Annotated in this window: 15 protein-coding genes; 7 read left to right on the forward strand and 8 right to left on the reverse strand. The window is 32.4% G+C overall.

Annotation, left to right across the window (positions count from 1 at the left end; genetic code table 11):
• Positions 1-494 precede the first annotated feature (494 nt).
• Together ASE40_RS10000 and ASE40_RS10005 are read left to right on the forward strand one after the other, a co-directional pair.
• A complete protein-coding gene (locus tag ASE40_RS10000; protein ID WP_057116804.1) occupies positions 495-1,928 on the forward strand; it encodes a CCA tRNA nucleotidyltransferase in 1,434 nt (477 codons plus the stop codon).
• Between the two features lie 14 nt (positions 1,929-1,942).
• Entirely contained in the window at positions 1,943-2,968 is a 1,026-nt protein-coding gene (locus ASE40_RS10005; RefSeq protein WP_057116805.1) for a COX15/CtaA family protein, read from the forward strand.
• Between the two features lie 135 nt (positions 2,969-3,103).
• Here ASE40_RS10005 and ASE40_RS10010 read toward each other — a convergent pair whose 3' ends face one another.
• The 8 genes from ASE40_RS10010 to ASE40_RS10045 all read right to left on the reverse strand — a co-directional run bounded on the left by ASE40_RS10010 (position 3,104) and on the right by ASE40_RS10045 (position 9,761).
• A complete protein-coding gene (locus ASE40_RS10010; RefSeq protein WP_057116806.1) occupies positions 3,104-3,868 on the reverse strand; it encodes a LytR/AlgR family response regulator transcription factor in 765 nt (254 codons plus the stop codon).
• Between the two features lie 38 nt (positions 3,869-3,906).
• Positions 3,907-4,275, reverse strand: a complete 369-nt coding sequence (locus ASE40_RS10015) for a 2TM domain-containing protein (protein ID WP_057117014.1) — start codon at positions 4,273-4,275, stop codon at positions 3,907-3,909.
• Between the two features lie 17 nt (positions 4,276-4,292).
• Complete coding sequence (locus ASE40_RS10020) at positions 4,293-4,610, reverse strand: 2TM domain-containing protein (protein ID WP_057116807.1); 318 nt, start codon at positions 4,608-4,610, stop codon at positions 4,293-4,295.
• Positions 4,601-4,930 carry a 2TM domain-containing protein gene (locus tag ASE40_RS10025; RefSeq protein WP_057116808.1) on the reverse strand — a complete coding sequence of 110 codons (330 nt, stop codon included), beginning with the start codon at positions 4,928-4,930 and terminating at the stop codon, positions 4,601-4,603. Before ASE40_RS10025 ends, ASE40_RS10020 begins: the two co-directional genes overlap by 10 nt.
• Position 4,931: 1 nt before the next feature.
• Positions 4,932-5,234 carry a 2TM domain-containing protein gene (locus ASE40_RS10030; RefSeq protein WP_057116809.1) on the reverse strand — a complete coding sequence of 101 codons (303 nt, stop codon included), beginning with the start codon at positions 5,232-5,234 and terminating at the stop codon, positions 4,932-4,934.
• A gap of 2 nt (positions 5,235-5,236) precedes the next feature.
• Positions 5,237-6,595 (reverse strand): histidine kinase, encoded by a 1,359-nt coding sequence (locus ASE40_RS10035; protein ID WP_057116810.1) that lies wholly within the window; start codon positions 6,593-6,595, stop codon positions 5,237-5,239.
• A gap of 26 nt (positions 6,596-6,621) precedes the next feature.
• Positions 6,622-7,242 (reverse strand): hypothetical protein, encoded by a 621-nt coding sequence (locus tag ASE40_RS10040; protein WP_057116811.1) that lies wholly within the window; start codon positions 7,240-7,242, stop codon positions 6,622-6,624.
• A gap of 353 nt (positions 7,243-7,595) precedes the next feature.
• The gene (locus ASE40_RS10045) at positions 7,596-9,761 is read right to left on the reverse strand and encodes a TonB-dependent receptor (RefSeq protein WP_057116812.1); all 2,166 of its coding nucleotides are present in this window, start codon (positions 9,759-9,761) and stop codon (positions 7,596-7,598) included.
• A gap of 140 nt (positions 9,762-9,901) precedes the next feature.
• On the opposite strand from ASE40_RS10045, the gene ASE40_RS10050 reads away from it, so the two are divergent.
• From ASE40_RS10050 to ASE40_RS10070, 5 genes are all read left to right on the forward strand, one after another.
• The gene (locus ASE40_RS10050) at positions 9,902-10,360 is read left to right on the forward strand and encodes a DinB family protein (RefSeq protein WP_057116813.1); all 459 of its coding nucleotides are present in this window, start codon (positions 9,902-9,904) and stop codon (positions 10,358-10,360) included.
• 55 nt (positions 10,361-10,415) lie between these two features.
• A complete protein-coding gene (locus ASE40_RS10055) occupies positions 10,416-10,874 on the forward strand; it encodes a YciI family protein (RefSeq protein ID WP_057116814.1) in 459 nt (152 codons plus the stop codon).
• A 3-nt stretch (positions 10,875-10,877) separates the two neighbouring features.
• On the forward strand, positions 10,878-11,453 hold the full coding sequence (locus ASE40_RS10060) for a sugar O-acetyltransferase (protein WP_057116815.1): 576 nt from the start codon (positions 10,878-10,880) through the stop codon (positions 11,451-11,453).
• Entirely contained in the window at positions 11,453-11,842 is a 390-nt protein-coding gene (locus ASE40_RS10065; protein WP_057116816.1) for a VOC family protein, read from the forward strand. Before ASE40_RS10060 ends, ASE40_RS10065 begins: the two co-directional genes overlap by 1 nt.
• A 267-nt stretch (positions 11,843-12,109) precedes the next feature.
• The gene (locus ASE40_RS10070; protein ID WP_057116817.1) at positions 12,110-13,384 is read left to right on the forward strand and encodes a chloride channel protein; all 1,275 of its coding nucleotides are present in this window, start codon (positions 12,110-12,112) and stop codon (positions 13,382-13,384) included.
• Positions 13,385-13,420 lie beyond the last annotated feature (36 nt).

Genomic DNA, 13,420 nt, shown 5'->3' on the forward strand with positions numbered 1-13,420 from the left:
TTATTGCTCTATAGTTTTTTCTTCCGCCACAAATTACACAAATTACCACGAATTTTTCTTTCATGCAGGTTTAGAAGATTTTTTGCCATAGATTAAAAAATTCATACAGATTTTTAATCCTTTGAATCCTGTAATCTGCGGCTATTCTCTTTTCGTCTCGAATTACACAAATTACCACTAATTTCTATTTTACTCTGATTGTTTCCATTTTTTACCACAGATTAAAAAGATTTACACAGATTTTTTAATCCTTTTAATCCTGTAATCTGTGGCAGAAAAAAATAAATTCGTGGTAATTTGTGTAATTCGTGGCAAACCTTTTTCTCAATTCATAAAAATCGATATTAAAAACTATTAATTTCTTCAAAAAAGTGAGCTGTAGATTATAATAGGCATTTTCTATGTTGTAAATTTGCATGCATTTTTATTCTATTTTAATAGAAACTATTTCTATTAAAATATAAAATGCATTTTACTCAAAAATCACTGAATTCGTGGCTACACAAACAAATTATAAAACTGCTTTACAAAACAAAATTTTCGATATTATTTCGAAAGCATCAAAAGAACTTAATGTTGACAGTTACGTTATTGGCGGATTTGTTCGCGATTTACTTTTAAACCGAGGTTCTAAAAAGGATATTGATGTTGTAGCAGTTGGAAGCGGTATTGAACTGGCTTTGAAAGTGTCTGAACTACTTCCTAAAAAACCAAAGGTTCAGGTTTTTAAAACTTACGGAACAGCAATGCTGCGTTTTGAAGATACGGATATCGAATTTGTTGGAGCCCGAAAAGAATCTTATAATTTTGACAGCCGAAATCCGATTGTAGAAAACGGAACACTTCAAGACGATCAAAACCGTCGTGATTTTACCATTAATGCTTTGGCTTTATCTTTAAACGAAAATAATTTTGGTGATCTTTTAGATCCGTTTAATGGTTTGTCCGACTTAGAAAATAAAACAATAAAAACGCCATTGGATCCAGATATTACCTATTCTGATGATCCTTTGCGAATGCTGCGCGCGATTCGTTTTGCCACACAATTGAATTTTGAGATTGAAGAAAACTCGCTAAATGCTATCACCAAAAATGCTGAACGCATTAAAATAATTTCTGGGGAAAGAATAGTAGACGAATTAAATAAAATTCTTTCTACAGATAAACCTTCAGTCGGATTTTTACTTTTATACAAAACTGGACTTTTGGATATTATTTTACCTGAATTAACAGCGTTGAATCAGGTAGAGGAAATTGAAGGTCATACGCATAAAAACAACTTTTACCACACGCTTGAAGTTGTCGATAATATTTGCCCAAATACAGATGATGTTTGGTTACGCTGGTCGGCTTTATTGCATGATATTGGAAAAGCGCCAACAAAACGTTTCACTAAAAAACAAGGATGGACTTTTCATGGACATGAATTTCTAGGCGGAAAAATGGCTAAGAAAATATTCGAACGTTTACACATGCCTTTGAACCACAAAATGAAATTTGTGCAGAAAATGGTTATTATGAGTTCGCGTCCGATTGTTTTGGCGCAGGATATTGTGACCGATAGCGCAGTTCGTCGTTTGGTGTTTGATGCTGGTGAAGATGTCGAAAATTTAATGACTTTGTGTGAGGCAGATATTACAACCAAAAATCCATCGAAATTCAAAAAATATCACAAGAACTTTGAAATCGTCCGTAAGAAAATTGTTGAAGTTGAAGAACGCGATCATGTTCGTAATTTCCAGCCGCCAATTTCTGGCGAAGAAATTATGGAAATATTTGATTTAAAACCTTCAAGAGAAATCGGAATTTTAAAAGAAGCAGTGAAAGAAGCCATTTTAGAAGGAGATATTCCAAATGAATATCAGGCAGCTTATGATTTTGTAATTAAAAGGGCAGCTAAATTGGGCTTAAAAAAAGTAGAGAAATAAGTACTATTTATAAAATGAAAAAAGAGAATAAATCAGTAATCATTTGGTTACTATCGGGCTGTGTTTTATTGTTTTTAATGGTTGTCGTGGGCGGAATCACACGTTTGACCAATTCAGGTTTATCAATGACTGACTGGCATTTGGTAACGGATACTTTCCCGCCATTGTCAGAAGCAAAATGGAATGAAGCTTTTGAACAATACAAGAAATTTCCTGAGTATCAAAAAATCAATATTCATAACGATTTTCAATTAGCAGATTATAAATTCATTTATTTCTGGGAGTGGTTTCACCGTTTCATCGGTCGTATTATTGGATTGGTTTTCTTTGTCCCATTTGTTTATTTCTTAATTAGAAAAAAACTGGATCGCGCAACCATCAAAAAATGTGTCATTCTTTTGGCGATGGGAGGTTTCCAAGGATTTTTAGGATGGTTTATGGTGAGAAGCGGTTTGATTGATAATCCAGATGTGAGTCATTTTAGACTTTCATTACACTTAACTTTTGCTTTCATCACTTTTGCTTATACACTTTGGGTCGCTTTAGATTTAATCTATCCTGAAAAAAACAGCAGAATCAATATTCCGTTACGAAACATTGGGCGATTTGCTTTAGTGGCTTTACTAATCCAAATTATTTATGGCGGATTTGTTGCTGGATTAAATGCTGGATTAATTCACAATCACTGGCCCTTAATGAGCGACGGGCAATTTATTCATGATTCGGTTTACATCGAACAGCCAACATTAATTAAAAATCTTATTGAAGGAAAAAGCGGTGTTCAGTTTGTGCATAGAACTTTTGCTTATGTTGTTGTAGCTTTTATTTTGTTCTTATATTACAGAAGTACAAAAATTTCGCTGACAAACACACAATCTAACGGAATCAAAACTCTTGTAGTTTTTGTTTTCATCCAATTTTTACTTGGAGTTTTCACATTATTATACAGCGTTCCATTGGCTTTAGGATTAATTCACCAGATTATGGCATTTTTCCTTTTAAGCGCTATGACTTTTACGCTGCACCGACTGAGCAAATAACTCATTTTATGTAAACTAAAAAGAGCCGAATTGAACTGCCCCCAAAAAGTTAGACACTATTTGGGGGCATTTTTATGGAATAGATTTAATTCGAATGAATTATAATCTGTTGAAATCTATTTTAAAGTAAAAGTTTTATGCCAGCCAAGATTTAAAATCCTGCACTTTTTCTCGGCTTACAATAACCTCATCTTCTCTGTAAGTTGGTAAAATAACTTTTAGACGAGAATTGGTATACACCTGAATTTCTTTAATAGCTTTTAACGGCACAATAAATTTTCTGCTTACGCGAAAGAAATCTTTCTTGTCTAATTCCTGCTCCAGGATTTCTAAAGTCGAATCGATTAAATAATCACGATTTTCGTAAGTATGAATGTATGTTCCTTTATTTTCACTAAAAAAGCATTCTATTTCTTCTGTAGTAATGACTTTTAAATGCTGTCCAATTTTAACTGTAAACCTCTTTTTGTACGTTTTCTCAAAAGGATTGGAAAGCATTTGGCGAATCTGCTCAAAATCTAATTGCAGATTTGAACTTTCTGCTGCTTTTGGCATACGGGTTTTAAACTTCGAAACGGCCACTTCAAGATCATCTTCATCAATTGGTTTTAAAAGATAATCAATGCTGTTTAATTTAAAAGCCTTTAAAGCATATTCATCATATGCAGTAGTAAAAATAATAGCACTTTTGATGTCAATTTTTTCAAAAATTTCAAAAGACAAACCATCTGATAATTGGATATCCAGAAAAATTAAATCTGGATGAGGGTTATTTTCAAACCATTCAACTGATTCTTCAACCGAATGAAGCATCGTCTCTACTTTTACATCTAACTTTTCAAGCTTTCTTTGCAGTAATCTTGCAGCTGGTTTTTCGTCTTCTATAATTAATGTGATCATTTACTATAATGTAAAATTTGAAAAAAATTAATTCAAAGTTACTCCCATTTTTTTTTATTCGCAGCGTCTTCTTCCATGTATTTTCGAATTTTCTTTTCCTCCCAGTTATCACTAAAAAAATAATCGCCGCTAAAAACAAGGAAAGCGTGAATTAAAAGTGCTATTCCCCATGAAAATGCTGTTGAGTAAGTATGCCACTCAAATAGACCACTTTGTCTAAATTCGCTGCCTATAAAATTTTTATTCAAACTTAAAAATATAATAATTACATTAACAATAATGTAAACTTTTAAATGTGAGTAAAAGCCTTTAATTTTCTTTACTTTCCTATACGCCTTATTATAACGTTCATCAGTGTTAAAATCCTGCCCGTATTCTTCGTACATATGTCTTCTTAATCGTCCCATTTTTTTATCTTTTAATATTATTTCCACTTATTTTTGTTCTGTTTTTCCTTCTCCATAAATTCTTTGATTTTTCTTTCTTCCCATTCTTTTCCTAAAGTTGGGAAAACTTCAAAAACTTTCAATCCGTGAAAAACGACCCCTACTCCCCACCATAATAAAGGCCAGAAAAACCATAAATATTGGGGTGATGTATATAAATTGATGAAAATCAGAATCGCATTTACCAATACATAGGCAACAAGATTTCCATAAAATCCTTTGATATTTTCAACTTTTTTTCTTGCTTGAATGTATCTTTCTTCTTCGTTATAATTCATTTCCATGACTACTCCCATTTTTGTTTTTTATTTCTTCTCTCTAAAATACTTTTTACTTTACGTGCTTCCCAATCTTCATCAAAAATCTTAAAAGAAGCAAATACATCTATTGCTGAGCCAATGACTACCGCAGCCCACAAAATCATAATTACACCATTTAACAAATTAATCGGGAATACATTTAGCGGCAGTTCGGTGTATTCTTTTAAAAGGTAAAGTATTAGAATGATGGTGTAAATAAATAACTGTTTGTAAAAGGATTTAAGTTTAATAACTTTCCGACTTGCTAATTTCTGTAATTCAGATTGTTCTTTATCAAAATCAAATTTTGTTTCCATATTACTCCCAAGTTTTTCTAATTTTTTCTTTCTCTAGAATTTCTCTAATTTTTCTTTCTTCCCATTTTTTATTGAAAAAAGGCGGCAGGCTGAAAACTTTTAATCCGTGCATAATAAGAGCCATTCCCCATCCCATCAAGCACCATAAAAACCACAAATATCCTGGAGAAGTCATCAGATTTACCACAATCACAATTGGATTAGTTAGAAGATAAACTGTCAAATGCTCGTAAAACTCTTTTATTTCTTTTACTCTTTTCTGAGCATCATAATAACGTTCTGCTTCTGTAAAATCTTTTTCCATGATTATTTCCAGGTTTTTTGTTTGTTTTCTCTTTCTAGAATCTCTCTAATTTTTCTTTCCTCCCAATCTGAACTATAACCAAATACCTTAAAAGCGTGCATCGTAATTCCAAATCCCCAGCCTAAAGCAGAAAACCAAAACCATTGAAATCCAGGTGAAAATCTAAGATTGATAAAAACTAAAAGCGGAATCACACAACAGTATGAAATTATATTTGCATAAAATCCCTTTAATTCCTCAACTCTTTTTTTGGCTCTATAATAAGCTTTCGCTTCATCATTATAATCTGCATTTGTTTCCATAACACTAACTTGTTTTGTTAAAATTGGAATTTTAACCGTAAAATTTTTCTCGTCCTGCTCCACCTTCACTTTCCTATCGGTTATAATTCCGTAACGGTTTACGATATTCTGCAGTCCAACACCTTGTCTGTCCTGCAGCACTTCTTTCTTCTGAAGATCATTTTGAATAGCCAAATAATCTTTATCAATAAATATTCGAATATGAAGTGGTTTCTGTTCGCTTACCACATTATGCTTAACTGTATTTTCAAGCAAAAGCTGTAAGGAAAGCGGCACCACTTTAGCATCTGGATTTATGTCTTCTGTTGGCAATTCGTAAAACAAGCTGTTTTCGAAACGCATTTTCAACAAATTCATATAGGTTTTCGCAAATGATAATTCGTCTTCAACCGAAACCAATTCTTTATCTTTTTGTTCTAAAACATATCTGTAAATTTTAGATAAAGAAGTCGTAAACCGCTGTGCATTATCTGGATTTTCTTCGATCAATGAACTTAAAACATTCAAGCTGTTAAAAAGAAAATGCGGATCAATTTGATTTTTTAAGCTTTCGAATTTAGCATTTGCTGTTCCTGCAATGATTTTCTGTTGTGTTATTTCAAATTTTGAAGCCCTTTTCCATTTTACCATAAAACTTCTAGCCTGCATAAAAGTCGAAACTCCTAATGATAAAATGATGTAGAAAAGATGCACCCATAACATTCTTGCTCCAAAAAACACATCTAAAGTTACATGTTGCACGACAACGAAAATAAAATAGTTTATTCCTAAAACAACTGGAACCGTATATAAAACGGTTATTAAGATTCCGTAATAAACTCTCAGATTGGTTTGTTCCAGCCAATCCCATTTTTTATCTAGAAAAACATTGATAAATCCGTTACCGAAACCCAATCCAAAAGAATAAAGACAGCTTATAAAAAAGGTTAAAAGAACGTTTCTAATATTTAGATCATCTCCTAAACAAGCTGAAAATATTATCGCAAATACCATTGCAATCTTGAAACATGCTATAGTTCCACCTTTTAAATCAGAAAAAACAGTTCCATCATCTTTCATATAATCAGCTTAGTTTAATATTTTTATTATTTACAAGTTTTTTGAACTTCAAGAGCTCTTTCTAACCCCCATTTTGGAGAAAAAGGAGTTTCTGGTTTAAAAGTACCAAAAAGTTCAATAGCTTTATCAACTTGTACACATAAAGGTTTTGTGTCAACTCCTGTCCATTTTGCGCCTCCTAATTGATAGTCAGCTTCTCCAAAAACTGCTCTTGGATTGTTTGGGTTAAGTGCTTTAGCTTTCGCGTAAGCTTCCATAACTTTTCCAGAATATTTCATTCCGTTTGTCATTGGGTCTGCTACAACATATCCTGTATAAATTAGCGCTTGCAATACATATAATTCTGAGTTACTTTGATCTTTTATCAATTCAATATCTAATGCATCCTGAGCTTTGGTTAATAACAAATCGATTTTTGTTTTATCTTTTTCTGTAAAAACAGATAATGTGTTTACCAAACCTACATAGTAATTAGGAAGCCAGCTTGTTTTTTCAGCCGCTGCGATTCTTTCAAACATTGCAGAAGCATCTGCATTTTTGCCTTCTTTCCAAAGCCCGAAAGCTTTAGTCATTCCTTGTTCAAATTGTGTTTGTGCAGATAATAAACTGCAGATAAATAATGTAATAACGGTGATAATTTTGGTCATGATTTCTTTTTTTTAAAGTTTATAAGTTATTATGATTCTGGTATTCTAAGTTTTTTTTATTGATGATTAAAACTCTTTTTTTTAAGGTTCAAAGATTTAGGGCTGCAAAGGGACAAAGGTTTGGTTTTTTATATTGTTACTATTTTTAAAACTTTGAACCTTTGTCACTTTGCTTCTTTGTTCCTTTCTAATTTATACTTCAAAAGTATTACGGATTTTACTCTTTTAAAATTAAATGATACTGAGTTGTTGATTTTTGATGATGAATTGTTTTTTTTGAGATTCTGAGGTTCTAAGTGACTAAGACTCTAAGTTTTTCTTAGCAACTTAGAATCTCAGAACCTTAGCATCTTTTAAAGATTCTTCAACTGATTCTCATTTTTATTCTGGCTGATTGTCCAGAAGAAACCAACGAAGAAAAATCTATCTGCGGTTGGTGTTACAGCTTGTCTTTGATAAACTCCGCTTGGATCTGCTGTTTTGGCATAATCATATCCAAAAACATTTTGTGTTCCTAAAATATTCGAAACAGAGAAGTAAAGAATTTTTTGTGTGGTTAATAAATAGGCCCAGTTGAAACTTAAACTATTGTAAGATTTTGTTTTTCCGCTCATAAATTGCGTTTGGTTCGGATCATTGTAAGGACGTCCTGAGCTGTAGCTATTTGTAAAACCTACTTGCGATTTCCAGTCTGTAATAAAATATTTGGTTACAACAGACAAACTATGATTAGCAATAAAACTTGGAGTAGCCATGTTTGGAAAGTTTTTATATTGTCTTTCTGAATCGATGTATGAATATGAAATCCAATATTCTAAGTTTTTGTACAAATTGCTGTCTCTCCAAAGTACATCCAATCCTTTTGCATAACCCGATCCGTTATTATTGAAAACCGAATTGTACTGAATATCTCTTGTATCGTATTGAACTAAATTGCTGTAATCTTTATAATATAATTCTGTTCTAAGCAGTTGTCCAGGTTTTGTAAACGTATAATTTAAGATATAATGTCTGGCTTTTTCACTCTCAAACTGATGGTATTTTGAATATTTAATATAATCTACAACAGGCGTTTGAGAAAAATCTCCGTAAGCAAACGAGAACTGGCTGCTTTTTGAAACTTTATAACCTAATGAAGCTCTCGGAGCAAAATTATTTTCGTTTAACAAACTGTTATTTGAGTATCTCAAACCAACTTTTAAAGCTAGATTTTTAGAGATCGAAAGATCTCCTTCTGTGTAAGCTGCAAAAATATTAGAATCGTAGCCATTTGAACCGTTAATAGAAACATTATCATCGAAATTTTCGTTGTATTTGGTAATGAAATAATCTGTACCAAAAGACAATCTAAAATGGTTGGAAACCTTTTTGGCAAGTTTCAATTTCAATTGTGCTGCATTTTCGTTGCTGTCAACATCTGTGATATTATATTTCAATTTATTTTTACTGTAACCGTAACTAATTCCTGAAGTTAACTGCCATCCTGTTCCAAAACTTCCTTTGTATGAAGAATTCAAATAAAAGTTATTATTGTTCATATCGGTTCTGATCGGATTTTCGAAATTGATATTTTTCTGATTCAAATCGAATTTCTCTGAGTCGAAAGAAGCGTACAATTTAAAGATTCCATTTGTGAATTTATATCTATAAACCGTCTCACCTCCAAGAGATTGATAGGGATTATTCCAATCTACATTTTGTGGAATTACTGCTTGATAAGGCGCCAAATTTATATAAGCCATATTGACACTTAAAGAACTTTTTTCCCATTTTTGAGTATTTCCTACACTCAAACCCACTGTCATTAAACCGATATCTGTTTTTTCGTGATCTTCTTCGTCTTGCGTGTTTAAAAGTAAAACACTAGATAGAGCTTCGCCATATTCGGCAGAATAACCTCCAGTAGAAAATGCAATTCCACTGAACAAGAAAGGAGAAAATCTGCTTCGAGTTGGTAAGTTATTGGTTGTCGCTCCGTAAGGCTGCGCAACTCTAATTCCGTCAATAAAAGTCTGTGTTTCATTGGCTTCACCTCCACGAACAAACAAACGTCCGTCTTCGCCAACAGTTTGTGTGCCAGGTAAAGTTTGTAAAGCTGCCACGATATTTCCTGCAGAACCCGCAGTTGTTACAATATCTAATGGTTTTAAAACAGAAACCCTTGCTTTGTCTCCAGACTCTAAGGTTCCAGCTGTGATTACAACGGCATCAAGAGCATTAACGTTTTCTCTTAATTTTACCGTTTGATTTTTATAATTAGTAACATCAATTTCGGTTTTAAAAGTTTCGAAAAGTAAAAAACTAACTACTATAAATTGATTTCCTTCAGCAGTTGTTTCAAAAGAAAAATCTCCGGTTTCAGAGCTTGTTGCTCCGTCATAAGTGCCGTCAATATAAATATTAGCACCGGCAACTGGTTTTCCTTTTTGATCTACAACTTTTCCAGAAATAGTATTTTGTGCAAAAATTAAAGCTGTAAAAAATAAAAAGCTAATGGTAAAAAATAATTTGGTTTTCATATCATCTTTGGTTTTGATGAAGCAAATGTATTTTAACATTTTCTGTTAAAAAATATATAATAACCCAATTGTAGAATTTCGAGGATGAGTTGTAAATTACTAATTTGTATCTTAGCTATGAAATCCAAAATCATCATTTTATGTCAGAAAGTAAACGAATTTCAAATCTATATCAATCCATTTATAATGGTAATCCTTGGCTGGAAGTAAATCTTGCCGATACTTTACAAAATGTAACAGCAGAGCAGGCTTACAAAAAAGCAAATCCAAATCTTAACACGATTTGGGAAATTGTAAATCATTTGATACAATGGAGAAGAAACATTTTAGAACGCATGCAGGGAGAAGTAATTATAACTCCTGACCATAATTATTTTGTACCTGTTCTAGACCCTTCAGAAGCTGCTTGGGAACAATCGCTTCAAACATTGGCAAAATCTCAAGAATCATGGAATACTTTTTTCGAAGATTTTAATGACGAAGATTTGGCTAAAATTTACGTAAATAATGGCCATACCTATTACGAACACATTCACGGAATTATTCAGCATGATGTGTATCATTTAGGTCAGATCGTTATTTTGAAGAAATTGGTTTAATTTAATTCATAAAGAATTAACGAAAAATAAAAAACGAAATCTAAAATATGTTCATATGAAAAAATCAACACTATTATTATTTTTTTTATTTATGAATGTAATCGGTTTTTCGCAGGAAACTGAAGCCAAATACGATGAAAATCTTGCAAAATCTCTTCATGCCGACGAATACGGAATGAAGAAATATGTTTTTTGTCTTTTAAAATCTGGAACCAATACAACAGCTTCAAAAGAAGAAACCAAAAAACTTTTTGAGGGACATATGGCCAACATCAATAAATTAGCAAAAGAAGGAAAACTGGTTGTTGCTGGCCCTTTTATGAAAAACGACAGAAATTATAGGGGCATTTATATTTTTAATGTAGAAACTATAGAAGAAGCAAAGGCACTTGTTGCAACAGATCCTGCCATAAAAGCCAATTTACTCGAAGCTGAATTAACACCTTGGTATGCCACTGCCGCCTTATTGGAAACTTTAAAAATACATGAAAAAATCGCCAAGACGAAAATGTAATAAATGAAAACAGAAAAAGAAAAAATGATCTCTGGCGAATACTATAATGCGTTTGATCAAGAACTTGTCAAAGGACGTAGAACAGCCAAAAATCTTTTGCATACTCTTAATGTAAAAGAATATAGAGTAACCAAAAAAGCAAAAGAAATTCTAAAAGAACTTATTCCAAATACTGGAGATGGTTTTTACATAGAGCCTCCCTTTCACTGTGATTACGGTTATAATATTTTTTGTGGTGACAATGTTTATTTTAACGTAAATTGCGTGGTTCTGGATTGTGCTCCAGTAAATATCGGATCAAATGTATTTATTGCACCAAATGTTCAAATCTACACAGCTTCACATCCGCTTGACGCTGAATTAAGAAAAACGCTTGAAAATGCTTACCCAGTTACCATTGGAGACGATTGCTGGATTGGCGGAAATTCAGTTATTTGTCCAGGTGTTACAATTGGAAAAGGCTGTGTTATTGGCGCCGGATCGGTTGTGACAAAAGATATTCCAGACAATTCATTAGCGGTTGGAAACCCAGCAAAAGTAATTAGAAAATTAAATCAAGAACCTGAATCAAAAAAATAATGCTTACCCTTAATAAAGTTCATCATATTGCCATTTTGTGCTCAGATTACGAAAAATCTAAATACTTCTACACCCAGATTTTAGGGTTAACAATTATTAGAGAAATTTATCGCGAAAAACGTCAATCTTATAAATTAGATTTGGCTTTAAATGGTTCTTATGTAGTTGAATTGTTTTCATTCCCGAATCCGCCGCAAAGACCTTCAAGACCTGAAGCTGTTGGTTTAAGACATTTGGCTTTTGAAGTAATTAATTTAGAAGAAACTATTGCCTTTTTAACTTCAAAAAATATAGAATCAGAACCAATCAGAATCGATGAAACCACCGATAAACGTTTTACTTTTATTGCAGATCCTGATTTATTGCCGATCGAGTTTTATGAGAGATAGATAATGAGAGGTGCAAAGGCTCAAAGTTGCAAAGCTTCAGAGGTTTTTCATTTAACGAATACACCTACATAAATGCGAGAACTTTGCAAATAAAGCAAACAAAAACTTTGCGCCTTGGCGACTTTGTGGCAACACGTTTAACCTGAACGAATTTTCTTGTTTATATCGGTTTTAACACACTAAATTGATTATTTCTTATAAAAAACCAATTTTGATGCTTAATTTTGTGATCCGCATAAAAAAAATGCGATTTCAAATTTACTTCTGATGAACAAAACGGCGCAAATCAAAAAAAATCATCAATTTATAAAATTCCGAAAATTAGTTATTGTTTCTATTTTAATTGGCTTCCTTTCTGCCTTTCTTGGAATTTCTCTAAAAAAAATAACCGAATATTACGAAGAAATCTTCTTTCACCAAGTATCGGTTCATCCACTGTTTTACATTTTATTTCCAGTTTTCGGATTATCTGTAATTTATTTTCTGAGACGATATCTTTTTAAGAAAAAAGAAAATAAAGGAATCAAAGAGGTTTTTGAAAGCACAAAAACCGCAAAAAATCTTCCTTCATATAAAATTCCATCTCATTTTATAAACGGATTATTAACTGTAATTTTTGGAGGTTCAACAGGAATCGAAGTTTCTACAGTTGTAGCCACAGCAACAATTGGTTCTGTTGCACACGAAAAAGAAAATGTTTTCCGTCAATACAAAACAGAGTTAATCTGCGCCGGAGTTGCTGCTGGTGTAACGGCACTTTTCAGCAGTCCGATTGCGGGAATATTGTTTGCTTTTGAAGTTATTTCCAGAAAAGTAACACGTGCATTTATAATTTCAAATGTAATTGCTGTTTCAATTGCTTTTGGCTTACTTAATATTTTAAAAGAAGAACCTCTATTTGCTGTATCTATTACAACTTGGCATTTAAAAGCGATTCCGTATTTTATTCTTTTAGGAATTTTAGCTGGAATGAATTCTGTTTATTTGACTAAATGCGTTTTATTTTTCAAATCTCAATTCGGAAAAATAAATACCCATTATTATAAAATTATTATCGGATCTGCTGTTTTGAGTATCTCACTTTTTATTTTCCCTCAATTATACGGAGAAGGATATCATGCTATAAAAGGGATTTTTAGCACCAGCCAGCTTCCTTTAACCATAACGTTGGCACTGACATTTATAGGAATCTTGGTTTTAAAACCAATTGTTACTTCAGTAACTCTTGCCTCTGGAGGTGACGGCGGCGTATTTGCTCCAAGTTTATTTATTGGTGCATTTTTAGGATTGTTATTAGCATCAATATTAAACAGTCTTTTTCATGTAAATGTAATTCCAGTAAATTTCATGATCATCGGAATGGCAGCTGTTTTAAGCGCCAGTATTCATGCTCCGTTTACAGCAATATTTTTAGTCTGCGGATTAACAAACGATTATACTCTCTTTTTACCAATTCTTATAGTTTGCTTAATTTCAAAATACACTGCGAAAACAATATATCCATACACTGTATATAGTTACGCGCCAAGCTTGACTAAATAAATAATTTAGCCACAGATTTCACAGATTAAAACGATT

This window comes from Flavobacterium sp. Root935 (assembly GCF_001429295.1).
In the GTDB taxonomy this organism is placed as follows: Bacteria; Bacteroidota; Bacteroidia; order Flavobacteriales; family Flavobacteriaceae; genus Flavobacterium.

Coding starts and splice junctions, on each gene's coding strand:
- ASE40_RS10070 (WP_057116817.1), top strand. CDS start 12,110: ATGAACAAAACGGCGCAAATCAAAAAAAATCATCAATTTATAAAATTC.
- ASE40_RS10040 (WP_057116811.1), bottom strand. CDS start 7,242: ATGACCAAAATTATCACCGTTATTACATTATTTATCTGCAGTTTATTA.
- ASE40_RS10010 (WP_057116806.1), bottom strand. CDS start 3,868: ATGATCACATTAATTATAGAAGACGAAAAACCAGCTGCAAGATTACTG.
- ASE40_RS10035 (WP_057116810.1), bottom strand. CDS start 6,595: ATGAAAGATGATGGAACTGTTTTTTCTGATTTAAAAGGTGGAACTATA.
- ASE40_RS10065 (WP_057116816.1), top strand. CDS start 11,453: ATGCTTACCCTTAATAAAGTTCATCATATTGCCATTTTGTGCTCAGAT.
- ASE40_RS10015 (WP_057117014.1), bottom strand. CDS start 4,275: ATGGGACGATTAAGAAGACATATGTACGAAGAATACGGGCAGGATTTT.
- ASE40_RS10055 (WP_057116814.1), top strand. CDS start 10,416: ATGAAAAAATCAACACTATTATTATTTTTTTTATTTATGAATGTAATC.
- ASE40_RS10030 (WP_057116809.1), bottom strand. CDS start 5,234: ATGGAAAAAGATTTTACAGAAGCAGAACGTTATTATGATGCTCAGAAA.
- ASE40_RS10005 (WP_057116805.1), top strand. CDS start 1,943: ATGAAAAAAGAGAATAAATCAGTAATCATTTGGTTACTATCGGGCTGT.
- ASE40_RS10020 (WP_057116807.1), bottom strand. CDS start 4,610: ATGGGAGTAGTCATGGAAATGAATTATAACGAAGAAGAAAGATACATT.
- ASE40_RS10060 (WP_057116815.1), top strand. CDS start 10,878: ATGAAAACAGAAAAAGAAAAAATGATCTCTGGCGAATACTATAATGCG.
- ASE40_RS10025 (WP_057116808.1), bottom strand. CDS start 4,930: ATGGAAACAAAATTTGATTTTGATAAAGAACAATCTGAATTACAGAAA.
- ASE40_RS10050 (WP_057116813.1), top strand. CDS start 9,902: ATGTCAGAAAGTAAACGAATTTCAAATCTATATCAATCCATTTATAAT.
- ASE40_RS10045 (WP_057116812.1), bottom strand. CDS start 9,761: ATGAAAACCAAATTATTTTTTACCATTAGCTTTTTATTTTTTACAGCT.